The sequence below is a fragment of the Nonomuraea sp. NPDC004354 genome (assembly GCF_053602555.1).
In genome coordinates this window covers 513,687-536,888 of record NZ_JBSGDV010000002.1, presented here as the reverse complement: position 1 = coordinate 536,888, position 23,202 = coordinate 513,687, and the positions used below count along the sequence as shown (strand labels likewise).

Sequence of the window (23,202 nt, the reverse complement as noted above, 5' to 3'; positions counted from 1 at the left end):
GACATGGCGGTCAGGTTCACTGCGGACGGCCAGCAGTACACCCGCACCATCAGCCTCGGCACGGTCTCCGCGTGGACGGTCGCCTTCTGGTTCAAGATCTCAGTAGATCTCAACGCGATCAGCTGCCTGTGGCAACTGACAGACGCCGAAGGCGCCACCTTCTCGCGGCTGAGGCTGAGTACGGACGGACTGTCGCTGCTGTTCCAGCAGCAGGGCGGCAGCAGCGCCAGCGTCACTGGTCGCACGCTGACCGCCGGCACCTGGTACTTCGTCGCCGTGTCAGTCAACGGCACCACAGGACAGCTGATCAGCCGTGCACCCAACGACGCGTCCTTCACCGTTGAAGCTCTGACGGGGTTGAACAGCGGCGGCACTGACCACGCCACGCTGGTCATAGGCAACGACCTGTTCGGCGGCGAACCCGTCAACGGGGCCATGGCCTCGTTCAAGCACTGGTCCGGCGTCGCACTATCGCAAGCCGAGGTCGAAGCCGAGTACGCGTCCAACCTGCCCCGCCGGACGGCGAACCTGCGGCGATGGCACCCGTTCACCCGCGAAGCCATCGACTACAGCGGCAACGCCCAAACGCTGTCGGGCGGCACCGGGGCGACGTTCGAGGACGGGCCGCCGCTGGCGTGGCGCCAGCACCGCCGCTCACCGCTCATCCCGGGCGAAATCCCCGTCGAGGTCCTCGCCGACACGATCACGGCCACCAGCAGCATCCCCACGCCCGGCATCTCGCTGGGCACCAACGTCCAAACAGATCTGATCACCGCCACCAGCAGCATCCCAACCCCGGACATCTTCACCGGCGGCGCGGTCACACCGGTGCAGCCGACAGTGATCCAGGGCAGCGCGTCCGTCCCGACACCGTCGGTGTCGACGGTGAAGAACGTGTCCGCCACGCCGCCTGTCATCGCGGCGATCGCAAGCGTGCCGATGCCGGACGTGTTCGTGCCGATCAACCCCGGCGACGACCTCAACGGCAAGGGGCAGATCTCCTACAACGGATTCAAGATGGGCGGCGGCACCGTCTACAGCCTGCAGCGGCTGATCGGCACCCCGTGGGACATGCCCGCGCTCGACAACGGCGACGTTCCCCACCCGAGCGCGCACGGATCACTGCCCGGCCAGAAACACAGCCAGGCGCGCATCTTCACCGTCGAGACGCTCATCAAGACACCGCGCGAGCAGGTCGAAGACGCCGCCAACGCCTTCCTTGCGGGCCTGCCAGTCCCGGACGCTGACGAGCAGTTGCCGATCGCCCTGCAGGTGCTCGACACCATCTACATCGGGTTCGGCGCCTGCACCAAACGGGACGCCCCGGTCGAGAAGCGCACCCCGCTCGGCCTCGTCCCCGCCTCAGCCCAGTTCACGATGGCCGACCCCCGCTTCTACTCGCGGGAGCTACTGTCGGCCACCATCCCAGACGGCGGCAATGTCGACGTGCTCAACGCCGGCAACACCACCACCTACCCGATTCTGCGCTGCCCCGGCCCGGCCCAGCGTCCGCTGCTGGAGATCGCCCGCATGCTGCCAGACGGGTCGGAGGACATCCGCGTCATCGAGTACGACCTGGAGGTTCCCGCCGGGCAGGCGCTGATCATCGACACCAAGCTGGGCACCGTGTCGATCGGCGGCGTTTCTCAAGCCCAGGCACGCACCAACGCATCCGTCTCCATCCCGGACATGGTGTTCGGCAAGGGCATCTCCACCATCGCCTACGAGACCCTCAGCGGCACGGCCCCACCAGCTGTCGCCCTATGGAAGCACGCCTACCTGTAACCGATCGGAGGTGAGCTGATGCCTGCCTCCAGCCGGTCAGTGGCCGCCACGCCGATCTCAGGGACGCCGGGCACGGCTGAACGCGACACCGCCCAGCCGGGCGACGTACTGCTTGCGATCCATTCCGCCGACAGCGGAGCCCTGCCAGACATGAGCATTGAGGGCGGCTGGCAGCCGCTTACCAGCCTGGCAGGCGACGGGTTCGCCGGCACCAAGGTGTGGATCCGCACCGTCACAGCGGGCGAGCCGGATGCTTACGAGATCGGGCAGAACTCGTCAGCGGATGGAACGGTCATCATCCTCGCCGTGCGCGGCGCCACCCGTTCCGGCATCGTCGTCGAACCCAGCGCCTTGGACACCACGTGCCCGGCCGCCACCCCGTCCACCGCGTCCGGCCTGGAAATCCGGTACGGCGCCGCCAACGGGGCGGGCGAGGCCGTCACCTGGGAGCAGCTGCCCGGCTACTCGGGTCTCGACCTGCAGTCGGGGTCCTTCACGTCGGCGACGATCGCGGTCCGCACCTACGCCTCCAACGCCCAGCTGCCCGCGCGCACGCTGGTGCGATCCAACGAGCTGGGCCCGGCTCACTCGCTGACCATTCTCATCCCGAGCTCCGCCGAAGGCGGCGGAACGCCGACACCCGTCCCCTTCCCGCCATTCGCGCCCGTCAAGGGCCTTGCCCGCGTCACCTACACGGCGCAGGACCTGCTCACCGGCGAGTTCCGCGGCGACCTGCCAACCCTGTCCAGGGTTACCTTCGACCGGCGGATCGGCGACCAGGGCGCCCTGTCCGGCACCATCCCGCTCCCCTCCGACCTCGAGGCAGCCAAGATCCGGGAAATCATCCCCGAAGCCGAGGATGACCTCCACTCCGGTCCTGGCCGGACTGTCATCCATTGCTGGCGTGACGACCAGCTGTGGGGCGTCTACTGGCTGCACACCGCGGTCGAGCAGCGCAATGATCGCGGCAACGTCGAGCTGCAGTTGCAGGCCACCACGCTCGACGGCTACCTCAACCACGTCGCCCTGCTCGAGGCGATCACCCTCAACGAGGGCGACCAGATCGCGAACGCGCGTGCGCTCCTGCAGCTGGTGCAGGCCGACCCGGGATCCGACCTCGGGCTCACCCTGCAGGCGGGCCTGTCGAGCATCGACCGGCCGCTCATCGGCGACATCGACGCGTTCGTCGGCCAGGTCCTGGCCAACTACGCCAGAACCGATGGCGGTTTCGAGCACGTGATCAACCCGCGGCTGGTTGACGGGTCGATCCTGAGGTCATGGGAGTGGGGCAGCCCGAAGATCGACCGCCCGAATGTGACGCATGAGTTCGTCGAGTCGCGGACGGGGGGCGACATCGTCACCTGGTCGCGCACCATCTCCGCCCTGTCCGGACACACCCGGCTACGAGTTGTCGGCGGCACCCCGCAACAGACCGACGCCACACAATCCCAGTCGCCGACCCGCTCCAGTGTCCTCACCGCGGACGCGCACCGAGCCGCCGGCTGGCCGTGGATCGACAAGCGCATCACCCACCCAGGTAACTCCACTGATCAGACAACGATCGACGACTACGCCACCTACTGGGCGTCCCGGACCCCAGGAGCTCCCAGAGTGTTCTCCACCACGGTGCTGCTCGGGAAGGGCAGCAGCTTCGACCCGAACGGGCTCGGCGACTACGCCCGCATCACCCTCAACAACCCGCGTTACCCGATCCGCGACGGCCAGGCCACCTTCGACAAGACGATGCGTCTGATCGGCTGGTCTCTCGAACCCAACGAGCGCGGCCGCGGCAAGGACCGGCTAACCCTTATCACCGAACACCAGGTGGCGTCATGAGTATGCCGATGGACCCGTTCGGCGGGACCGGCGTCCGCGACCCGAACCGCATCCTGCAGGAGCTGTCGCAGCGCGTAGCAGCCCTCGAGGCGCAGGTGCGGGAAGCGCGCGGTGTGCCCATCACCCGGGCCTCCAGCGGTTTTCAGATCCCGGAGTCTGCCGGGAGCACGCCGGCGTCGGGCGTCTACCTGTACGCCTCTGGCAGCGAGTTTCGTTGGCGGGGATCGGACGGTAGCGACTACAGCGCGATCCCGCCCGATGTGCCTTCCGGTGTCGCCGTCAGCGACCCCATTCTCGTCGTCGGCAACGCGCCCGGCAGCTACGACTCCACTTTCGCGGACACCCAGTCAGCGGCGATCAACGAGAAGCACAACAAGCTCATCGCGCTGCTCGATTCGCTGCGCGGCGCTGGCCTCATCTCCAGCTTCTGACCTTCCACCGCGGCGCGAGCCGTACCAATGAACGGAGCGCCCGTGAACGAGCCCGGCACCGGCCAGGTCGACGTCGCCCTCGCCGCCCTGCGCGGCATCGTCGAGACCGGATTCGCTCGGTTGGACGGCCAGGTGGCGCTCGTCATTCAGCGCCTGGACCACGTCGACGCGCGGCACGCCGACCTGGTCCGCCGGGTCGATGAGGACCGGGCGGCGGCGGCCGTCACCCACACGAAGACGGAGGGGCGGCTGGACACGCTGGAACGCACCACGGTCACACGGGAGGACCTGGCCGAGCGGAACCGGCGGCTGCTCACCGTCATCGGGCTCATGTTCGCGGCCGTGAGCACGGTGATCACGCTCGTCTCGTTCCTGGTCCGCTGACCACCGAGGAGGCACCCCATGGACCTTGTGACTCGAGCCGAATGGCGGGCGCGCTCCCCGCGCGGCGACCTCACGGCGCTGCCGTCGGCGCGCGGCACGAAGCTCCACTACGTCGGCTCGTTCGTGTCGCCCGACCTGGCCAAGTCCTGCGCCCGCTGCTTGGACACGGTCCAGGGCATCCAGGCCTACCACCAGGACACCAACAGGTGGTCGGACATCGCGTACAACCTGCTCGTCTGCCCGCACGGTCGCGTGTTCGAGGGGCGCGGCGCCCGCATCCTCTCGGCGGCCAACGGGCCCGGCCTCAACACGGGCCACTACGCGATCTGCGCCCTGCTCGGCGACCGCGGCCTCGTCCAGCCCACTGCGGCCATGCTGCGCGGCCTGCACGACGCGGTCGCCTACCTGCTGGCGCGCGGCGCCGGCCGGGAGGTGCGCGGCCACCGCGACGGCTACTCCACCACCTGCCCCGGGCCCGTGCTCTACGCGTGGCTGCAGCAGGGCATGCCGCTCCCCGGCCACGACGACACCACGCCGATCCCCCGGCAGCCGTCCGCGCCGCGCTGGCCCGGCCGATACCTGCAGTACCGGCACGGAGCGCCGATGCAGCGCGGCCAGGACGTCACGGCGTGGCAGCGGCGGCTGGCGCAGCTGCGCTACACGATCGCCGCCGACGGCATCTACGGGCCCACCTCGTCGGCCACCACCCGAGTCTTCCAGCGCGCCAAGGGGCTGTCCGTCGACGGCGTGGTGGGGCCGCGAACGTGGGCGGCCGCCTGGTAGCCCGCACACCATCCCGAGTCGTCCCAGCCCGAGGTGGCTGGGCTTTTTCATGTCCCCGAGCACAGGAGATTCCGTGTTCAAGAAGCTGTCCGCCATCGCCGCCACCGGTCTTCTCCTGGCGGGAGGCGTCGGCGTCGCCGCGGCGTCCGTCGCCGCCAAGGAGCCCGCGAAGACGTACGGGCTGTGCGTCTCGAAGACCGGCGCGGTGCGCGTCCTGGAGGCGCGGAATCTGCAGGCGTCCCGGTACGGCCGGTGCAAGGCGACCGAGCGCCGCGTGCTGCTGCCGGGCATCGACGGCGTGCCGAAGCCCTTCACGATGCCCGCCAAGATGCAGTTCTCGTACAACGGCACCACGGTGCTCTGCTCGCGCGGCGCCGACGCGGCCGCCGGCGTCCCGGCCTACGCGTGCGCCAAGCCGACGCCGACCGCGACCCCGTCGCCGACGCCCAGCTCCTGACCTCCTGTCGGGGAAAAGAGCCCGACGATATACCGGCTGAAATACCAGGCCGGGCCTGACCAGCGCATACGCGACTGGATCCTCATCCCCTCCTCGGGAGGAAGCATGTCTCTGTCCGACTGGATCGTGTCCTGGCTGCGCACCAATGTCGCCGCCTGGATCCCCACCATCGCCGCCTGGCTCGCCGGATTCGGGATCGAGCTGCCCGTCGAGGCCAGCACCCTGGCCGTCGGTTCCCTGCTCGTCTCCGGCTATTACACGCTCGCCCGGCTCCTGGAGTCGCGCTGGCCGGGCGCCGGGGTTCTGCTCGGCTGGAAGGCCGCACCCTCGTACAGCGCGCCGTCGGCGTCGCGTACGGCGGGCTACCACCCGGGCGAGCACGCCGGACGCGACCTGCGCGGCCTGTAGCACGACGCGAAGAGGCCCCCGTCTCCTCCCACTGCGGAGGAGGCGGGGGCCTCTTCGTCATGTCCAGAGTCAGCCGTCGAGCTTCACCTTGGCACCCCGCGAGAAGCTCGAGCTGTGCAGCTCGACGAGCGTCGGCGTCGCGCTTGTCGGGATGTCGAAGACGACGACGCCCTCGACCGTGTTGCCCGGATTGATCTTCTCGTAGAGGCTGTTGGAGTCGCGCAGGTAGATGGCCGCCTTCGTCGACGCCTCATACTCCCGGCCAGCCTGGTCAATCAGCTTCTGCCGGCTGCCGAAGAACGACTCGGCCTTGTCTCCCATGTTCGTCACGCGAAGATGGACGAGGAGAAACACGCCCTGGGCTTCCTCGCCGAACCGGAGACTGCCGACACGATCCGCGCGCTCCGTCTTGATCACCGTGAAGGCCAAGTCGCCGTCCTGCACCAGCTCGCCGACCGCTCCCGCGCTGGCCTTCGACGTGCTGGTCCGCTTGGCGTCGCCGAGGTTGACGACGAGGACGGCGCAGCCGCCGAACAGCAACAGCAGCACGACGCCAACGACGGTTAAGACGATGGGCGCGTTGCTCTTCCTCGGCGGCGGGGGCGGCGGTGCGTACCCGTAGCCGGGCCTAGCGTGGGGCGGGTACTGCTGGGGGATGTATCCGGGCTGCGTGTGCTGCTGCGGGTGGGGTCCTGGCGGGGGTGTGCCGTACGGGGGTTGCGCCATCGGAGCCTCCGCGTGGGGTAAGGATGCGTTTTGGGACGTTCCAGGTAAATCCGTGGTTGATGATGCTCGTGTTACATATGCGCTCGGCATGACAGACTCCTTTCCCGGATATCGAACAATCATTCGAGCTGTGGGTGTAGGCTGACCTGCATGAACGGCAAGGACCGCGTCGCCCTCGTCAGCGTGCTCCACCCCGTACGGCACGCGGCCGAAGGGATCGCCGACCAGATCTGGATCGCGGCGGACACCGCCACCGAGCCGTCGCTCGAGGAGGCGCTCCGCGCGCTCGACGTCCTGCAGCGGGAGACGGCGCGCGCCGTCACGCTCGTGCAGCGCCTCGCCGACGAGCAGTAGCACGCCGCGGCGGCCGTCATCACTCGCCGCCCTTCGCGATGGCCAACCCGAGCTCCCGCAGAATCTCGTCGGCCCGCGTTCCCCGGGCGTCGGCGAGGTTCTGCAGGAGGAGGAGGGCGATCACAGCGAGCCCGGCCACGATCTCCTCCTTGCTCGTGTCCTGGAGGATGTCGCGGATGACCTTGTCGCGCTGCTCGCGGTCGTCCTGGTACTGCCGGTACACGGTGACCGACGCCAGGGCGGACGCCAGCGCGACGCGCTCTGGCCTGCCCATTACTTGCGTCCGAACCGGCCGCGGATCTCCCCTGACCGCCCGCACCGCGGGCACGGCCGGTAGCGCCAGGGCAGCACGACCGACCGGAGTATGCCGTTCCCGTGGCACCGCTTGCACCGGGTGAGCGGGTGCCGGCTGCTGCTCGTGTAGAGGACGGCCAGGGTGATGGCGGCGGCGAAGAGTACGGCGGCGAGCTCGGACACGGGGTTCCTCCGGGGGTCGCGGCCGCCAGGAAGGTCGCGGCACCGCGACCCTGCCCCGCGACCTGTCTGGACTGCGGAAATATTGAAAGGTCGCGGGTAGCGCGCCCCCGCCAGCAGGCTGCTACGGGCCTGCTGGCGGGGGCCGAGGGTGAGAGATTGCCGCTACCCACGGACGAGCTCCCGCCGCTGCAGGACCGCCTCGACGGCCTCCCAGCGGCAGCCCTTGAGCGGCCTGCCGTCGGCCTTCACGTCCACGCTCGGCACGCCCAAGCCGCGAAGCAGGGAGCTGATGGTCTCGGCGGTCATGCCGGCGTACAGCTCGGGGCGAGCCTCGGCGAGCAGCTCGGCCAGCCGCTGCCACTGCACCCCGGGCCGGCCGACAGGCCAGACGCGCTCGACGTCGACGATCACGTCCAGGCGCTGCCGCTCCTCCTCGCCGCCCGCGACCGGCTGGCCGCCACGCAGCTGCCGGGCACGGGCCAGGATCTTCGCCGCCCCCTCCTGGGTCGGGAACTGGGAGCGGACCGCCGTGGGCCGTTCGAGGCCGGTCACCATGGCCCATCCGGCGTCGATGCCGGGCCGGAAGCCGGTGGCCGTGATCCCGGCCCGGTAGGCGCCGGTGCCCAGGATCATGTCGTTGGCGACGTGGTCCTGCACGGCCAGGCAGGCGCGCATGGTGACGCAGCGGGTGATGTTCGGCGGCACGCTCTTCTTGTCCGGGATCTGCGTGGCCAGGATGACGATCAGGTTGAGCGCTCGGCCGCGCTTGATCAGCCGCTCCGCCGCGGCGGCCACCTCCTTGTCGGGCAGCAGCTCGTGCGCCTCGTCGATGAGCAGGACGACGGGGTGCAAGCCGACGCCGGCCGCGGCGAGCTCGGGGGTGACCTTGCCTTCGGGGGCGAGGCCCTGGGCGCGGAACTTGCGGATCCGCTTGCCGCGCCGCTCGGCCTCGGCCAGCCCCCACGCGATGATGCTGGCGCCGCCCGCGAGGGCTTCGTCGTCGACCCCGCAGTAGTACTCCGAGCAGAGGCCGTGCTCGTCGAAGTCGCCGAAGTCCGCGGTGCCCTTGAACTCGGCAATCTTGAACTCGGCGGTGGGGTCGAGGGAGGCGGCCAGGGCGAGGGCGCGGGCGAAGTACGACTTGCCGGAACCGGGGACGCCTCCGATCAGCCAGTTGCGGGCGAACAGCTCGGCGGCGACCGGCCGCTGCCGCTGGTCCGCGCCGAACTCGGCCGGCTCGAATACCGAGGTGCGGGCGCCGTCGGCGAGCAGCGACCACTTCGGCTGCTTCATCTTGGACGCGGGCAGATAGCCCACCCACAGGTCGAGCTGCCCCTCGTGGTCGGGGCCGACCGACGGCCACACCTGGTCCTGCGGGAGCCGTAGCGCGGATGAGATCTTGCGGCGGGCCTCGCACACCGCCACCGCCTCGACGCCGGGAGGCAGGTTGACGCGGGCGAGCTGACCGGGCCCGTCGCGGTGGATCTCCAACGGGAATGTGATCTTCTCGGGGTCCTTGATGCCGGCCACGCCGATCGAGCACAGCGCCTCGCGCACCATCTCCGCGGTCAGCCGCCGGTACTTGGTGGTGACGACCGCGGGGCCGACGATCGGCCGGTCGGCGGGTCGGCCGACGCGGCCGAGCACGAGGGTGAGACCGCTGCCGAGCAGCATCTGGCCGGGGCCCGGCAGCGCGAGCACCGCGCTGGCCGACGCGGTCAGCGTGGCCGCGGCGCTGCCGAGGAAGACGGGGAGGCGGCGGCGTACGTGCGCATCGCGCACCTTGGTGAGCTGCAGGTACTTCTCGACGTCGCCCTTGGCGATCTGCTCCTTGCGGAGCGGCTTCTGCTCGGCGTCGAAGGCCCATCGCCAGGATTCGCGCACGACGATCCACATGCCGCGGGGCGTCCACTTCAGGACCCGGGCGGCGTACTTCGGCGAGTGCCACGCGTGATACCGCGAGACGTACCAGGCGTGTCCGGCCCACCAGCGGGCTGCGGCCTCGAGGTCGCGGCGCGAGCGCGCCCATGCGGGCAGGATGGGGCGCCGTTCGTCGGGCCGGCCGGTGATGGTGGCGTACACCTGCACCGGGTCGTCGTCGTCTTCGTCGTCGGGGAGATCGACGGGCCGGTCGGTGACGATCTCGGTGGCCTCGTATATGGATTCGGCGTCCCGCTCCTCGCCGTCGGCGAGGAGCGGGGGGCGCTCGTCGTGCTGGGTCACGCGACCGCCTGTTCCGTACGGGCGCCCGTACCGAAGACCGCCTTGCGGGCATCCCGTACGGCCTTCTCGCACCACGACCGCTTGCGGCCCGTACGGCCCATCAGCGCCTCGTAGTCCGGCCCCCACTTCTCATTCCGCTCGGCGGCGGCCAGGATCTCGGCCGTCAAGTCCTTCACGAACACGTCACGCTCGGCCGGGGTCGCGCCGGGCTGTACGGGCTCCGTACGGGCAGTTCCGGGCCGGTAGGTGAACACCCTCCGTACGGCTCGTACGGGGGCGGCCGCCGCCCGGGTGAAGGCGAAGCTCCGTACGTGCCGTACGACGCGTACGGGCTCCGTACGGGGCGCGGGCTGGAAGGAGATCACCCGCGCAAGGCGGACCGTGCGCGGCTCGTCCGTACGGGGCGCCCTACGGAACACGAGGGCCCGCCGTACGGGAGCCGTACGGGCGGGCGCGGGCGTGGTGGCGTCGGCCCGTACGGCGGCCGCCTCGTACGCCTTGTGCACGGCCTCGGTGATCTGGTGCTTGAGCGTGGTGAGCGCCTCCGCCCCGCAGAACACGATCGCGGGCGGCACGGAGTGGAGCAGGATCGCCGCCGGGTCGAGAACCACCCAGGACGCCCACGTGTTCATCGCGTATGTCAGCGCGAGCGCGGTCCACTTGGTGCGCCGGATCCATGGGCCGGCCACGATCTGATGGCGGGCGATGACCTGCTCTCCGAGCAGGGTGCCGAGCAGGATGAGGGACACGTTGGGGTCAAGCAGCCAGGCGATGCACCACAGGATCGACCAAGGCTCGGCGTTCCCCGCGGCGAACTGCTGCACGTTCGCCGCGGTGAACGCGAGGCCGAGGATGACGCCGACCCACATGAGCCTGTCGACGCGGGCGCGCATCCGCTCGATGCGGTAGGCGATGACGTCGGGGTTGGTGTCGTAGGCGCGGACGTCGGCGGCGGCCTGGGCGGCGGCGGCGAGCTTCTCGGCGGCCGTCAGCTTCCTCTTCTTCGGCGCTGGTACATCGCCGTTCTGGCGCTTATCGTTCTTCACGGGTCGGACCTCCAGAGTCCGGTCAAGGCCCTCGGGAGGCGTTGCAGTCGCCGACCGGGGGCCGCTTCTTGTCTTGGGGGAAGTGGGCGGCTGGTCCAGGCCCTCCCCGTCCAGCCGCCCTGCGCTGCATGTGAAGCTGCAGCGCGTCTAGGGGCGCCGCTTCACTGGCGAGTCGTATGACTCCTGGCGCGGCATGCTGATCCCGACTGAGCGGCCGGGGATCATCCACATGATCAGATCGGCCAGAGGGTGCTCCAGCGCATCGTCGGCGGGCACTTCCTCGACGTCGGCGGCCGTAGGCTCGGTCACGGGTCGCACCTCCACGTGCGATCAAGGGCCCGGGTCCAGGCGGTTGCACGCCTGCCGGGCCCGATCTATGTGCAGTCCTGCCCCGAGTGTGCCACGTCAAGGTGTCTTAAACCATCCCTACATGTGTTACAGCGCATCAGGGTGTACCTATGTTTGCCCAGGTACGCCCTGATGTCGTTGGTCCGTGGTGCACCCGAGTAGATCGAAATGGCGTCAGGCGTACGCCGCCATCGTGGAGCGGATCCGCAGCGGCGAGCTGGCCGCCGGCGACCGCGTGCCTACCGTGCACGAGCTGATGGTCGAGTTCGAGATGAGCAACACGGTCGCCCAGAAGGTGCACCGGGCTCTCCGCGATGCGGGCCTGACGGAGACGGAGCCGGGCACGGGAAGCTACGTGCTGCCCGCCGCCGCCGAGAAGCTCCAGTCCGACGGCGGGCAGTAGGCCGCGGGCGGCGCGGGTGGCGCCGCACCGACCGCGATGCGACCGGCATACCCAGTTCCTGGCTCACGCATGCATGCGCTTGTGCACGCTTGTGCGTGCTGTAGCGCGCTACAGCGTGCATGTAGCGGGATGAGGGGGCACGTTCACACTCGTCTACGCTCGTTCACATGATCAACTTCCGGGATGGACAGCCTCAATGGCGCAAAGACATGGAGGTATGGCGCCAGATTTCCAACGAGATTCGGAAACGAATCAGGGAAGGCGAATATCCACCCGGTCACTTTCTCTCCGAAAATAGCGTTGCTCAGGAATTCGGCGTCGCCAGAAATACGGTGAGAAAGGCGTTCGCTAATCTCCGCGAACAAGAGCTGCTGTACACCCGGATACGGTTGGGCTCGTTCGTCGGCCCCGAGCCTCCCGACGAGGACTGATCTGCCGAAACCCCCACACGAGCGACACTCGTGGGGGGTTTTTCTATACTTTCGCCCGGTTTCTTGATCAGAGATTAAGCGTCTGATTCGGTTCGTACGCTGCTTCACCCGGACCTGGTCAAACGGGTTGTCGTACGCTGCTTAAGGGGAGATAATCCGTAGTCAGATGCTCTATCCATTGAGCTACGGCCGCTCGCTGCGTAAGCAAGCATAGCGGACCCGGAGCCATGCCTCGAACCAATTCGCCGCCTAGTCCGCTCCGATGACCCTGTGTACAACCTTCGGCGTATCCACAGCCCAGCCCCAGGTGCCATCGACACCCCTGCGACCGATGGTGAGATGGGGGGATGAGACGAGACCTCCTGGGCGCTGTCGCGACCTTCGCCGTGGGTCTCGTCCTGCTGGCGGCCGGTTCCTTCTACCCCCGGGCCGGCGTGCCCGTGTGGCTGCCGGTCGTCCCGTTGGCGCTCACCTGCGCGGGTGTCGCCGTACGGCGGAGCGCTCCGCTGGCGGCTCTCGCGCTCGGCGTGTCGGGGGTGGGTCTCGACATCGCCTTCGCCGGCCCTTCGCTGCCGACCATCGTCATCTTCACCGACAACCTCTACGCCGCCGCCCTGTACGGCCCGCCGAGGTTGAGCAGGTGGCTGCTCGGCGTCACGGGGGCCGGCGCGGTGATCATCGGTTGCGTGTTCGGTTTCGTCGAGCGGGACCTGTTGAAGATCTCGGTGTTCGGTGTGCAGGCGGGGCTGGTGCTCGTGGTGCCGGTCACGACGGCGATGGTGTTGCGGCAGCACCGCGACCAGGCGGCGGCGGAGCGGGCCAGGGCCGAGCAGGTGGCGCATCTGGCCGAGCTCGACCGCAACGCCGTGATCGTCGCCGAGCGCACCAGGATGGCCAGGGAGCTGCACGACATCATCGCCAATCACTTCAGCGCGATCGCGATCCAGTCCACGGCCGTGCTGTCGCGCAAGGATCTCGACGCGGGAGCCGTCCAGCAGATCATGGCGTCGATCAGGGAGAACAGCGTGCAGGGCCTGGCCGAGATGCGCACCATGATCGGGTTGCTGCGCGAGGACGGCGAAGACACCGACGCGTCGACCAGGCCGCGGCTCCAGGACGTCGCCGACCTGGTGGAGCGGGCGCGGCAGGCAGGGGTCGACGCTGGCATGACGGTGGAGGGGACTCCGAGGGAGCTGCCGGTGTCGGTGGATCTCGCCGGGTACCGGATCGTGCAGGAGGCGCTGACGAACGCGATGAAACACGGCGACGACCGGGCGACGGTCACGATCACCTTCGCGCCCGATCACGTCAGCGTGGTGGTCGACAATCCGCTGGCCGGCGGCGGGTCGGCGCTGCCGGGGTCGGGCGCCGGGCTGGTCGGGATGCGGGAGCGGGCGGGGCTGGTGGGCGGCCGGTTCGAGGCCGGGCCGTACGACGAGAAACACTGGCGGGTGCGCGCGACGCTGCCGACGCAGGGGGAGCCGTGACGATCAGGATGCGCGCGACGCTGCCGACCGTGGAGGAGCCGTGACGATCAAGGTGCGCGCGACGCCGCCGACCCAGGAGGAATCGTGACGATCAGGATGCGCGCGACGCTGCCGACCGTGGAGGAGCCGTGACGATCAAGGTGCCGGTGACGCTGCCGACCCTGGAGGAGCCGTGAGCCTTGGCGATCAGGATGCGGGCGGCGCTGCCGACGGAGGAGGAGCCGTGACGATCAGGGTGTTGGTCGCCGACGACCACGCGGCGGTCAGGGCGGGGATCGTGCTGATTCTCGGCGGCGCCGGCGACGTCGAGGTGGTGGGCGAGGCGGGCGACGGCGAGGAGGCCGTCGCCATGGCGCGCGAGAAGCGGCCGGACGTCGTGCTGATGGACGTCAGGATGCCGAAGAAGGACGGCATCACGGCCACCAGGGAGCTGGCGGGCGTGACCGACGTGCTGATCCTGACGACGTTCGACGTCGACGAGTACGTCTTCGGCGCGCTGCGCGCCGGCGCGGCGGGATTCCTGCTGAAGAACACCGACGCGGAGGCGCTGGTCGACGCGGTGCGCCTGGTGGCGAGGGGTGACGGGCTGATCTCTCCGGCGGTGACCCGCCGGTTGATCGCCGCCTTCGCCGAGCAGCCGGTACGGCGGGAGCCGCCCGGCGACCTGCTCACGCCACGGGAGCGTCAGGTGCTCGCCTGCGTGGCGAGGGGCCTGTCCAACGCGGAGATCGCCAAGGAGCTCGACATGGCGGAGGCGACGACCAAGACGCACGTCAGCAGGGTCCTCGGCAAGCTGGGGCTGAGGAGCCGCGTCCAGGCCGCCATCTACTACTCCGAGGGGAGCTGACGGCGGCCCGGGGGTTACTGGGCGGCGGCGGGGACGTAGAGCAGGAGCGCTTCCGCGACGCAGACGGGGCGGCGCTCGCCTTCCAGCTCGACCGACACCTTGATGGTGGCGAGCTGGCCGGCCGGGCTGTTCTTGATGTCGAGCAGTTCGCCGCTGGCCCGCACCCGCGATCCGACGGGCACGGGCTTGGGGAAGCGGACCTTGTTGAGGCCGAAGTTGACGGCCATCTCGATCTGGCCGACGGTCATCAGCTCGGTCAGGAAGGAGGGGAGCAGCGACAGCGTCAGGAACCCGTGGGCGATGGTCCCGCCGAAGGGGGTCTCCTTGGCCCGCTCGGGGTCGACGTGGATCCACTGGTGGTCGTCGGTGGCGTCGGCGAACAGGTTGACCTGCTCCTGAGTGACGGTGCGCCACTCGGTCGGGCCGATCGTCTCGCCGGCGGCCGCCTTCAACTCCTGCACGTTCGCAAAGCTCCGCATGGGTCGAACCCTAGTGCGCGGCCGCGAGGTTGACCATTCGGAACGCGTCCGGCTTGTCTCCCTTGGCGGCTCCCCAGTATTTGATCGTGCTGGGTGCCGAGGAGGTGCCGACGCCGCTCCAGTTGTCGGGGTTGTCCGGCAGGTCGAGGATGGTGCCGGCCTCCAGGTCGACGACCGAGTGGTAGAGGAACACGTACCTGTCCAGGATCGGGTACGGCGACAGGCCGCCGACGAACCCGTCGAACGTCCTGACGTCGGACCCGTCCAGCCGCTGGCCGAGGCCGGCGCCGAGGCACCAGACGGGGCCGCAGCGCAGTTCCTTGGCGTTCGGCGCGGCTGTGACCTGGCGGGTCTCTCCCGTCTCCAGGTTGACCACCTTGGTCTGGTTCTTCCCGAGGTCGCGCTCGCCCACGTCGCTCGCCCAGGGCCAGCTGATCAGGTGCAGGCCGTCCGCGATCTTCTCGGGGTCGCCGCCGGTCTGGAGCAGGCGCCAGACCGTGCCGTTCTGCTCGGACCAGTAGATGTGCTCGCCCTTGACCGCGATCGCCTCGATGTCCAGGTGCTCGCCGGTGAAGGTGGCGACCATGCGCGCCTCGCCGCCTGCCAGCGGGGCCGTCCAGATCTCGCGCACCTGCCCTGCCACCGCCCACCAGACGACGCTCTGCCCGTCGACGGCCGCGCTCTGCGGGAAGTACCGCTTCAGCCCCGGCGTGGCCGGCACGTCCGCGACCGTGCGGAACGTTCCGGTCTCGCTGTCGTAGATCTCGATCCGGCCGGCCTTCTCGAACGACGACTCCGCGTTGAGCAACACCTCGGTGGGGCTGATGCCGGTGATGGGGCGGTATCGCCAGCCTTCGGCGTTCTTCGCGGGCATCGTGAAGAACGCCTTCGGCCAGACGTCCTCGATCCCGCCGCCCGGCGTCGGCGCCGCGGTCCTGACGTCCCGCGGAGGTGCTTCGACGCTCGCCACGGCCTCGCCGGGGCTTCCCGAGACAGGTGACGCCACGCCGCCTTCGCCCCCGCTGGTGAAGATGCCTCTGGCGATCAGGGTCCCGGCCCCCGCCACGCCGATCACGGCCGCGACGGCCAGCGCCGCGCCCATCCACCTCTGCCTGGTACGGCGGCGCCGCCGTACCGAGATCGCGGCCGACAGGTCGTGCTGCGGCGCCCGCTCGGCCGCCTGCCGCAACGCACGGACCAGGTCCTCCTCAGTCCTCATCACGCTTTCCCCTTTTCGAGCACGCCAGGGCGGACGCGGAGTTTCTCCAGCGCGCGTGCGGCCTGGCTGCGCACGGTGCCCCGTGAGACGCCGAGGATGTCGGCGATCTCCTGGTCGGACAGGTCCTCGTAGTAGCGCAGCACGATCACGACGCGCTGCCTGCGGGGCAGCGCGCGCACCTCGTTCCACAGCTCACCGAAGGAGTGGCTGTCGTGGTAGGAGCCCTCAGGAAGGTCGTCCGTGAGGTGCTCTCTGCGGCGCCTGCGCCACCAGCTGATGTGCTGGCGCGCCATGATCGTGCGCACGTACCCCTCGGGGTTGTCCTTGTTGCGCACGCGGGTCCAGGTGTCGCCGAGCTTGAGCAGGGCCTCCTGCACCAGGTCGGCCGCGTCCTCGGCATTGCCGGTGAGCACGTAGCCGTACCGCAGCAGGGCCTGCCCCCTGGCGCGGACGAATTCGTCGAACTCCACGTACCGGGGACGCACGGGGCGCTCGAGCTGTTGCAAAGATCTTTACTCGAATCACTCGCGCACGTGTTCGACCGCGCGCTACAGTTCTGGGCAAGCACTCGAACAGAGGTTCGGCCAGGTGGGAGGGGGGGTGCCATGCTCGTCCAGACACGCCGTAGGTGTTTCTTCCCAACTCTAAGTCGGCCGCTATACCCGGCTATAAAGTCCGAGAGCGTGGACCCTGTGCGCAATCCCTACGCCCCCGGCGCCGGACAGCGCCCGCCCGAGCTCGCCGGGCGTGATCGCGAGCTGCAGCAGTTCGAGGTCGTGCTGGAGCGGGTGGCCCGTGGCCGTCCCGAGCGCAGCATGGTCGTCACCGGTCTGCGCGGCGTCGGCAAGACGGTGCTGCTCAACACGTTCAAGTCCATGGCCATGCAGCGGCTGTGGGGCACCGGCAAGATCGAGGCCAGGCCCGACCAGTCGATCCGCCGGCCGGTCGCCGCCGCGCTCCACATGGCGGTGCGCGAGCTGGCGCCGAGGCACCGCGCGCCCGAGCGCATCGAGGAGTTCCTCGGCGTGCTCAAGGCCTTCGCGATGCGCGACCCCTCCGCGGCCAAGGGCACCTCGCACTGGTCGCCGGGCATCGACGTGCCGGCCAGCAGGGGCCGGGCCGACTCCGGTGACCTGGAGATCGACCTGACCGAGCTGTTCGTCGACGCGGCGGGCGTGGCCACCGACCTCGGGGTGGGCGTGGCGCTGTTCATCGACGAGATGCAGGACGTGCAGGCCGGCGACATCTCCGCGCTCTGCGCGGCCTGCCACGAGCTGTCCCAGACGGGTGGGCCGCTGATCGTCGTCGGCGCCGGCCTGCCCCACCTGCCGAGCGTGCTGTCGGCCAGCAAGAGCTACTCCGAGCGGCTGTTCCGCTACGCGCGCCTCGACAAGCTCGACCGCGACGCGGCCGATATGGCGCTCCTCGTCCCGGCCAGGGAGGAGGGCGTGGAGTTCACCCAGGACGCGCTCGACGCGCTCTACGAGGCGGCCGACGGCTACCCCTACTTCGTGCAGGCGTACGGCAAGGTCGCGTGGGACTACGCGCCGCGCACGCCCATCACGCTCGACGACGTCAAGGTGTCCGCGCCCGAGGCGGAGGAGGAGCTGGCGGTCGGCTTCTTCGGCAGCCGTTACGAGCGGGCCACCCCCGCCGAGCGCGACTACATGCACGCCATGGCCGCCATCGGCGACGAACCGGTGGCGACCTCCGACGTGGCCGACGCGCTCGGCCGCAAGCCGTCGAGCCTGTCGCCCGCCCGCGACAGCCTCATCAAGAAGGGGCTCATCTTCTCCGCCGAGCGCGGCCTGATCGCGTTCACGGTGCCACACTTCGGGAGGTTCCTGCGCGCTCAGCCCATCTGACTCTCTCTAGCCGTGTCTAGAGGGGAAGCTAGGCACGGCTAGAGAGGCACATATCGCTTTGTATAGCGCTCTCTAGCGTCAGGCCGATACGGCCGTATATTCCGGCATGGAGTCCGTGTCGTCCCTGCCGACCACCGCCATGCGCACAACGGGGTGCCGTCCCGTGAGGTAGACGGCGAACACCACGTCGTCCCCGGCGTGGTCGCGGAAGACGAAGAACCGCCAGCACAGCTCGCGCCAGCTGTCGTACGGCTCGGCGGAGAGGAGCCCATCGGCATGCGATCGCCAGGTCGCGCTCGCCTTCAGCTTGGCCAGGCCCGCGCTCTCGGGGGCGGGGCGCTGCTCGCACGGCGCCCGGTGGCGGATCCGGGCGACGGCCTCGTCGAGCTCGGGCGACAGGACGGCCAGCACGGCCACGCCGGCCAGCGTCCACCACGAGATGCCCGACATGCCCGGCACCGGCGCCCAGACGGACATGAGGGCCATCCCGGTCAGCACGACCGTGCGGCTGATCGAGCGCACCCCGACCGGTGCCGAGCTGACCTCGCCGAAGCAGCCACAGCCCGCGTCGGGCCGGCGCCTGCGCAGTTCGAGCAGCACGTAGGTCGACAGCGCGAAGAAGGCGACGGTCCCCCACCGGAACAGCGGATAGGTCGTGACGAGCAGTCCGGTGGCCAGCACCAGCTCGCCGGCGGCGCAGCAGACCAGCGCCGGCTTGCGCAGCGGCCCCGGCACCAGCACGGCGGGCCCGAGCCTGGTCAGCGCGCCGGGTTCGGCGTCGGTGTGCACGGTGGCCAGCTTGGCGACCGTGCCGAGCACCAGCAGCACGATCAGGATCGGCAGTTGCGATTCGAGCATGCGTGTCATCCCCATCCGACCCGGGCGTTGAAGCACCCCTTGGTCAGTTCCCCACCCAGTTCCACGAACGACGACGGCGACAGCTCGGCGAGGCGCCCTCTCGGTGAGGTGCCACACTCGACGCACCGGTCGCAGAACCGTCCGGCCATGCAGCCGCACGCCACGATCGGCACGTTCGCCGCCCTTTCCGTGCAGACATTACGGATATGCAGTAACGAACCAATTGCCAGGTACGGCAGGCCGACGCACGACACCTCCGCGTCGGGACACGCCGCGTCAGAACGCTCCACCATGGGATAGGCCGTTCCGCGTTCGTCGCAGTCGAAGGCGTCGGACCAGGTGGCGGTTCCGTTGATGCGTTGCTGCGCTCCGCCGTACGCGGGGGGAGGGGTCGGTACGGCACGCGCGGGATGGCCGGGCTGCGACGTCGCGGGCAGCAGCGCTTGGCCCACCCCCTCGTCACGGACGCCGATGGCGTCGAAGAGGTAGCCCGGCTCGAGCTGGGGATAGCGGACACGGATACGCCCGGTGGCCCGGTAGGGGATCATCACAGCGCGGCGCCCCCGGTGGGGGCCGCAGTCGAGCTCCACGTGGAGGTCCCGGCGGCCTTCGACGGACAGGATCGCGCCGGTCATGCGGGTGATGTCGGCCCAGATCCGTTCGGCGACCTTCCCGTCTCGCAGCGCCCGGATGGTGACGGCGGCACCGAGCGGGAGATCGGCCGGCGCCACGTCGACGCCGTGCCACGCCGTCGCCCACGGCGCGATGACCAGCCGCTCCTCCACGCCCTGCTCGGTGTCGACGATGATCAGATGCGGGCTGACGTCGATGATCTGCCCGCTGACCGCGCGGAGGGGCTCACCGCCTTCCGGGTCGGGCCCCGGATGCCGTGTGTCGCGGCCGAGCGCCGCCGCCGCGAGGATCCGGCGGCGTTCCGTGCTGTTCACTCCCCTAGCGTCACATAACTCCCGGCCCTTCCCTGCAGATGAGAGCAAAATACGCATCCTCGGTGGAACGCATGGACAACCGGTGTGTAGCAGACCTTGACTGCCCTTTGCTGTTGGCTAGGCGAATCCTGGATTCTGGTTCAGCCGCAATAGGGGCTCAGGCTGCGATTCTGACCACGATGCAGATTGCCGAGCTGGAAGAGGAGTTCCGCGAGTACGTCAGGTCTCGCGGGCCGGCTCTCCTGCGCGCCGCCCGCCAGCTGACCGGCCATCCCTGTGACGCCGAGGACCTGCTGCAGACCGCACTCACCAAGACCTATCTGGCCTGGGATCGCATCAAAGATCACGCCGCGTTGGACGGATATGTCCGCCGGGCGATGGTCAATATCAACATTTCGCAGTGGCGCAGGCGCAAACTGGACGAGTTTCCCGCCGAGGACCTTCCCGACATCCCCGTGGCGTTCGAGGCCCCCTGCGAATGGGAGGAGTCGCTCGAGGAGGCGGTGAGAGCGCTGCCCGACCGCATGCGCGCCGCGGTCGTGCTGCGCTACTACGAGGACATGACCGAACCGGAGATCGCCAGAACGCTCGGCATCAGCGTCGGCACGGTCAAGAGCACCGTCTCGCGGGCCGTGGCCAAGCTCAGGGGCGAACTATCTGTCCCGGCTCAACCGCCCCCGCGGTAGCGCAGGGATGGACGACGTCCCTGATGATGCGCAGGGTGGCCAGGAACTGGTCGAGCCGCTCCTCGTCGAGCACCCCGGTGAACGACTCCTCGATGTCGGCGAGGTGCTGGGGCAGGATCTCCTGAAGCTTCTGCTCGCCTTTCTCGGTCAGGGCCGCGTAGGAGGCGCGGCGGTCGGTGGCACACGCCTGGCGCACCACGAGGCCGTCACGCTCCAGCCGGTCGACCACGCGTGTCACGCCGCTCGTGGACAGCCCGGTCTGCGCGGCGAGATCGCCCATCCGCAGGCTCTGCTGCGGCGAGCGGGCCAGCCTGATCAGCGTTCCGAAGTCGACGTCCGACAGCCCGGCCGCGGTGAGGGCAGGGGTCATCCTCGCCACCAGGCCCGCGTGCACCTCCGCCAGCAGGCCGAACGCGGTCAGCCGGGGATCGTCAAAGGGGATCACGTTCATATCGTAGACGACGATAGTTGACGCGCGGAATATTCCTCATGTAGACATCTGTTGAAGCAAACGTCCGCAGCGCAAGGATCTCTACGAGGGAGAACGACAGCCATGAGCACGCGTACCTGGGAAGGCCTCTCCATCCCCGCCGCCGGCACCTACGCCATCGACGTGAACCACACCACCATCGGGTTCGTCGCCAAGCACATGATGGTCAGCAAGGTCCGCGGTACGTTCGAGAAGTTCAACGGCTCCATCACGATCGCCGACAACCCGCTCGAGTCGTCGGCCGAGCTCACCATCGACGCCTCCAGCATCAGCACCAACGCCGCCGACCGCGACAACCACCTGCGCAGCGGCGACTTCCTGGACGCCGAGACGCACCCGCAGCTCACCTTCAAGAGCACCCGCGTCGTCAACCACAAGGGCGACGAGTTCACCGTGCTGGGCGACCTCACCATCCGCGGCGTCACCCGCGAGGTCGAGCTCACCGTCGAGTACGGCGGCGTCGGCACCAACCCGTGGGGCCAGCAGGTGTGGGGCTTCTCCATCGCCACCGAGATCGACCGCGAGGCGTTCGGCCTGACCTGGAACGCCGCACTGGAGACCGGCGGCGTGCTGGTGGGCAAGAAGATCAAGATCGAGGTGGAGGGCGAGGCGAACCCCGCCGCCTGACCCCCCTTGTCCACAGGCCATTGCGACCTGGATGAGCCTGTCATCCACAGGATCGAGCACGTTACCCACAGGCGGTGGATAACCTTGGTGACGACCCTCGGGGCAATCACTTTGCCGCACCGCCAGAAGGCCGGTACTCTGTCCTGAGCCAGGTGGCTGTCGGGAGGATTCGCCTAGTCAGGTCTATGGCGCCGCACTGCTAATGCGGTTTGGTGGCAACACCATCCGGGGTTCAAATCCCCGATCCTCCGCGGTAAAGAGGCCCTCCTCGTTTCGACGGGGAGGGCCTTCCTGGTGTCCGGGGCTGTCGTAGTTGCAGACCTAGTTGCAACGACCTAGTCCCACAGCGCGGAGGCGAGCCGTTCGCCGGCGTCGCGCATGAGCGGTGTGGACACGTGTGTGTACCGCTCGGTGGTGGTGACCCGCGTGTGGCCGAGGACCTCCTGAACCACCCGGATGTTCACACCCTGCTCGATCAGCAGCGTGGCAGCGGTGTGGCGAGCGTCGTGAACGCGGGCATCTCGCACGCCCACCTGCCGGAGGATGGCCTTCCAGGTCTTCCAGTCATCCGTGCGCTCGATGGGGCTACCGTGCCGAGTCGCGAAGACGAGGTCATGCTCTTCCCAGCGCTCCCCCGCTCGTTGCTTCTCCGCATCCTGGAGATCGCGATGAGCCTTGAGTTGGCCCAGGAGGTCGGGCGGGCATTGGAGGGTGAGCTTGGCCTTGCCCTTGCGTTTACGGAAGACGATCCCGCCACCCGTCCGCTTGGGGCACTTGTCCGCGTGACCGGTGCAGTCTTTCCGGCACGGTCGCTTGTAGCAGGTGTGTCCGGGCTTTTTCGCACTCCGGCTTGCAGGTCGAGCGGTGGCTGTGAATAGGGCACCGCTTCTTACAGGGCCAGCGGTGCCACTTCTGCCCACAGGCATGTGGATCGTCGCACTGGTGCTTCCGCTCCTGGCGCTGCGCCTGGAACCACGCCCGGATCTCACCCGTCTCGAAGTCGACGTACTGCCAGCGGAGACCGAGCGCTTCCCCTTGCCGGATCCCGAGAGCGAGAGCGACGGACCAGCGAGCAGCGTTCCGCTTCGTCTTGGCCGCGGAGAGAATCCGGCGAGCCTCCTCTCGAGTCAGCGGTTCGATCTCGGTCGAGGCCGCGGTTGATGCTTCGACCAGTTCTGCCACGTTCCGTGAGATCTTGCCGCGCCGTACCGCGATCTTCAGGGCTCGCGACAGGATTCGATGCACTTTGAGCACTGTGCTTGTGGACAGGCCCTTGTCCAGCATCACGGTGTACGCCGCGTCGAGGTGTTCGGGCGCGAGGCGGTTGGGCCGGTGCCGGCCGAGCAGCGGGGTGATCCAGTGCAGGGTCTTCGAGCGGTAGTCCGACAGCGTTCGCGGCGCCATCTTGCCGGACGCGACCAGGCGCTCACAGATGACGTCGAGATACTCGGTCATCCACTCGGCGACCGTAGGCATCCTGCCAGCCTTGGTGACCTTGCCGGACTCTCTCTTGCCTTCGAGCTCACTGACCTTCTGGGTGACCTCGGCCTCTGTCTTGGCCATCCGGTGCCAGCCGTCAGGAGAGTCTCACACAGCACGCCGACC

General features: G+C 69.1%; 29 protein-coding genes and 1 tRNA gene. 16 read left to right on the top strand and 14 right to left on the bottom strand.

Annotated elements, in window-relative coordinates; genetic code table 11:
• The first annotated feature begins 3 nt into the window (after positions 1–3).
• The 7 genes from ACWENQ_RS08300 (at position 4) to ACWENQ_RS08270 (ending at position 6,084) form a co-directional block, all read left to right on the top strand.
• A complete protein-coding gene (locus tag ACWENQ_RS08300) occupies positions 4–1,785 on the top strand; it encodes a LamG-like jellyroll fold domain-containing protein (RefSeq protein WP_452413271.1) in 1,782 nt (593 codons plus the stop codon).
• A gap of 150 nt (positions 1,786–1,935) precedes the next feature.
• The gene (locus ACWENQ_RS08295; RefSeq protein WP_452413269.1) at positions 1,936–3,621 is read left to right on the top strand and encodes a hypothetical protein; all 1,686 of its coding nucleotides are present in this window, start codon (positions 1,936–1,938) and stop codon (positions 3,619–3,621) included.
• Positions 3,618–4,052, top strand: coding sequence for a hypothetical protein (locus ACWENQ_RS08290; RefSeq protein ID WP_452413267.1), 435 nt, complete (start codon positions 3,618–3,620; stop codon positions 4,050–4,052). The genes ACWENQ_RS08295 and ACWENQ_RS08290 overlap by 4 nt, the downstream gene beginning before the upstream one ends.
• A 42-nt stretch (positions 4,053–4,094) precedes the next feature.
• Positions 4,095–4,436 (top strand): hypothetical protein, encoded by a 342-nt coding sequence (locus tag ACWENQ_RS08285; protein ID WP_452413266.1) that lies wholly within the window; start codon positions 4,095–4,097, stop codon positions 4,434–4,436.
• A gap of 18 nt (positions 4,437–4,454) precedes the next feature.
• Positions 4,455–5,219 (top strand): peptidoglycan recognition protein family protein, encoded by a 765-nt coding sequence (locus ACWENQ_RS08280; RefSeq protein ID WP_452413264.1) that lies wholly within the window; start codon positions 4,455–4,457, stop codon positions 5,217–5,219.
• A gap of 73 nt (positions 5,220–5,292) precedes the next feature.
• Entirely contained in the window at positions 5,293–5,676 is a 384-nt protein-coding gene (locus ACWENQ_RS08275) for a hypothetical protein (protein ID WP_452413262.1), read from the top strand.
• Positions 5,677–5,781: 105 nt separating this feature from the next.
• The gene (locus ACWENQ_RS08270) at positions 5,782–6,084 is read left to right on the top strand and encodes a hypothetical protein (RefSeq protein ID WP_452413260.1); all 303 of its coding nucleotides are present in this window, start codon (positions 5,782–5,784) and stop codon (positions 6,082–6,084) included.
• A 69-nt stretch (positions 6,085–6,153) separates the two neighbouring features.
• Here ACWENQ_RS08270 and ACWENQ_RS08265 read toward each other — a convergent pair whose 3' ends face one another.
• Positions 6,154–6,633, bottom strand: a complete 480-nt coding sequence (locus tag ACWENQ_RS08265; RefSeq protein WP_452413259.1) for a DUF4352 domain-containing protein — start codon at positions 6,631–6,633, stop codon at positions 6,154–6,156.
• Between the two features lie 327 nt (positions 6,634–6,960).
• Between ACWENQ_RS08265 and ACWENQ_RS08260 the strand changes: the two genes are divergently transcribed.
• Positions 6,961–7,164 carry a hypothetical protein gene (locus ACWENQ_RS08260; RefSeq protein ID WP_452413257.1) on the top strand — a complete coding sequence of 68 codons (204 nt, stop codon included), beginning with the start codon at positions 6,961–6,963 and terminating at the stop codon, positions 7,162–7,164.
• Positions 7,165–7,183: 19 nt separating this feature from the next.
• On the opposite strand, the gene ACWENQ_RS08255 is transcribed toward ACWENQ_RS08260, so the two are convergent.
• The 5 genes from ACWENQ_RS08255 to ACWENQ_RS08235 form a co-directional block, all read right to left on the bottom strand.
• Positions 7,184–7,438: a hypothetical protein gene (locus tag ACWENQ_RS08255; RefSeq protein WP_452413255.1), complete on the bottom strand. Its 255-nt coding sequence runs from the start codon at positions 7,436–7,438 to the stop codon at positions 7,184–7,186.
• Entirely contained in the window at positions 7,438–7,641 is a 204-nt protein-coding gene (locus ACWENQ_RS08250) for a hypothetical protein (protein WP_452413253.1), read from the bottom strand. The genes ACWENQ_RS08255 and ACWENQ_RS08250 overlap by 1 nt, the downstream gene beginning before the upstream one ends.
• A gap of 162 nt (positions 7,642–7,803) precedes the next feature.
• The gene (locus tag ACWENQ_RS08245) at positions 7,804–9,864 is read right to left on the bottom strand and encodes a hypothetical protein (RefSeq protein ID WP_452413252.1); all 2,061 of its coding nucleotides are present in this window, start codon (positions 9,862–9,864) and stop codon (positions 7,804–7,806) included.
• The gene (locus ACWENQ_RS08240) at positions 9,861–10,910 is read right to left on the bottom strand and encodes a hypothetical protein (protein WP_452413250.1); all 1,050 of its coding nucleotides are present in this window, start codon (positions 10,908–10,910) and stop codon (positions 9,861–9,863) included. Before ACWENQ_RS08240 ends, ACWENQ_RS08245 begins: the two co-directional genes overlap by 4 nt.
• A 147-nt stretch (positions 10,911–11,057) precedes the next feature.
• On the bottom strand, positions 11,058–11,219 hold the full coding sequence (locus tag ACWENQ_RS08235) for a hypothetical protein (RefSeq protein WP_452413248.1): 162 nt from the start codon (positions 11,217–11,219) through the stop codon (positions 11,058–11,060).
• Positions 11,220–11,403: 184 nt separating this feature from the next.
• On the opposite strand from ACWENQ_RS08235, the gene ACWENQ_RS08230 reads away from it, so the two are divergent.
• The 4 genes from ACWENQ_RS08230 to ACWENQ_RS08215 all read left to right on the top strand — a co-directional run bounded on the left by ACWENQ_RS08230 (position 11,404) and on the right by ACWENQ_RS08215 (position 14,426).
• Positions 11,404–11,661, top strand: a complete 258-nt coding sequence (locus tag ACWENQ_RS08230; protein WP_452413247.1) for a GntR family transcriptional regulator — start codon at positions 11,404–11,406, stop codon at positions 11,659–11,661.
• Positions 11,662–11,828: 167 nt separating this feature from the next.
• The gene (locus tag ACWENQ_RS08225) at positions 11,829–12,092 is read left to right on the top strand and encodes a GntR family transcriptional regulator (protein ID WP_452413246.1); all 264 of its coding nucleotides are present in this window, start codon (positions 11,829–11,831) and stop codon (positions 12,090–12,092) included.
• A gap of 347 nt (positions 12,093–12,439) precedes the next feature.
• Positions 12,440–13,579 carry a sensor histidine kinase gene (locus ACWENQ_RS08220; RefSeq protein ID WP_452413245.1) on the top strand — a complete coding sequence of 380 codons (1,140 nt, stop codon included), beginning with the start codon at positions 12,440–12,442 and terminating at the stop codon, positions 13,577–13,579.
• 223 nt (positions 13,580–13,802) lie between these two features.
• Positions 13,803–14,426 (top strand): response regulator, encoded by a 624-nt coding sequence (locus ACWENQ_RS08215; RefSeq protein WP_449929990.1) that lies wholly within the window; start codon positions 13,803–13,805, stop codon positions 14,424–14,426.
• A gap of 14 nt (positions 14,427–14,440) precedes the next feature.
• Here the strand turns inward: ACWENQ_RS08215 and ACWENQ_RS08210 are convergent, their stop codons facing one another.
• The 3 genes from ACWENQ_RS08210 to ACWENQ_RS08200 are packed head-to-tail and all read right to left on the bottom strand — an operon-like array spanning position 14,441 to position 16,609.
• Complete coding sequence (locus ACWENQ_RS08210; protein ID WP_354908899.1) at positions 14,441–14,905, bottom strand: MaoC family dehydratase; 465 nt, start codon at positions 14,903–14,905, stop codon at positions 14,441–14,443.
• A gap of 10 nt (positions 14,906–14,915) precedes the next feature.
• Positions 14,916–16,124: a TolB family protein gene (locus tag ACWENQ_RS08205; RefSeq protein WP_452413243.1), complete on the bottom strand. Its 1,209-nt coding sequence runs from the start codon at positions 16,122–16,124 to the stop codon at positions 14,916–14,918.
• On the bottom strand, positions 16,124–16,609 hold the full coding sequence (locus ACWENQ_RS08200) for a SigE family RNA polymerase sigma factor (RefSeq protein ID WP_452413242.1): 486 nt from the start codon (positions 16,607–16,609) through the stop codon (positions 16,124–16,126). The genes ACWENQ_RS08205 and ACWENQ_RS08200 overlap by 1 nt, the downstream gene beginning before the upstream one ends.
• A gap of 198 nt (positions 16,610–16,807) precedes the next feature.
• On the opposite strand from ACWENQ_RS08200, the gene ACWENQ_RS08195 reads away from it, so the two are divergent.
• A complete protein-coding gene (locus tag ACWENQ_RS08195; protein ID WP_354917099.1) occupies positions 16,808–17,989 on the top strand; it encodes an ATP-binding protein in 1,182 nt (393 codons plus the stop codon).
• A 78-nt stretch (positions 17,990–18,067) separates the two neighbouring features.
• Here ACWENQ_RS08195 and ACWENQ_RS08190 read toward each other — a convergent pair whose 3' ends face one another.
• Complete coding sequence (locus tag ACWENQ_RS08190; protein WP_452413241.1) at positions 18,068–18,847, bottom strand: MauE/DoxX family redox-associated membrane protein; 780 nt, start codon at positions 18,845–18,847, stop codon at positions 18,068–18,070.
• Between the two features lie 5 nt (positions 18,848–18,852).
• Positions 18,853–19,794: a hypothetical protein gene (locus ACWENQ_RS08185; protein WP_452413240.1), complete on the bottom strand. Its 942-nt coding sequence runs from the start codon at positions 19,792–19,794 to the stop codon at positions 18,853–18,855.
• Positions 19,795–19,973: 179 nt separating this feature from the next.
• Here ACWENQ_RS08185 and ACWENQ_RS08180 point away from each other — a divergent pair, with 179 nt between their 5' ends.
• A complete protein-coding gene (locus ACWENQ_RS08180) occupies positions 19,974–20,480 on the top strand; it encodes a SigE family RNA polymerase sigma factor (protein ID WP_449930002.1) in 507 nt (168 codons plus the stop codon).
• Here ACWENQ_RS08180 and ACWENQ_RS08175 read toward each other — a convergent pair.
• Positions 20,437–20,931, bottom strand: a complete 495-nt coding sequence (locus tag ACWENQ_RS08175) for a MarR family winged helix-turn-helix transcriptional regulator (protein ID WP_449930004.1) — start codon at positions 20,929–20,931, stop codon at positions 20,437–20,439. The two genes, ACWENQ_RS08180 and ACWENQ_RS08175, sit on opposite strands and share 44 nt — an antisense overlap.
• Before the next feature lie 102 nt (positions 20,932–21,033).
• Here ACWENQ_RS08175 and ACWENQ_RS08170 point away from each other — a divergent pair, with 102 nt between their 5' ends.
• Positions 21,034–21,597: a YceI family protein gene (locus ACWENQ_RS08170; RefSeq protein WP_449930006.1), complete on the top strand. Its 564-nt coding sequence runs from the start codon at positions 21,034–21,036 to the stop codon at positions 21,595–21,597.
• 162 nt (positions 21,598–21,759) lie between these two features.
• Positions 21,760–21,848, top strand: a tRNA-Ser gene (locus ACWENQ_RS08165).
• Between the two features lie 84 nt (positions 21,849–21,932).
• On the opposite strand, the gene ACWENQ_RS08160 is transcribed toward ACWENQ_RS08165, so the two are convergent.
• Positions 21,933–22,286 carry a tyrosine-type recombinase/integrase gene (locus ACWENQ_RS08160; RefSeq protein ID WP_452413800.1) on the bottom strand — a complete coding sequence of 118 codons (354 nt, stop codon included), beginning with the start codon at positions 22,284–22,286 and terminating at the stop codon, positions 21,933–21,935.
• A gap of 46 nt (positions 22,287–22,332) precedes the next feature.
• Positions 22,333–23,160, bottom strand: a complete 828-nt coding sequence (locus tag ACWENQ_RS08155; RefSeq protein ID WP_452413814.1) for a tyrosine-type recombinase/integrase — start codon at positions 23,158–23,160, stop codon at positions 22,333–22,335.
• Positions 23,161–23,202 lie beyond the last annotated feature (42 nt).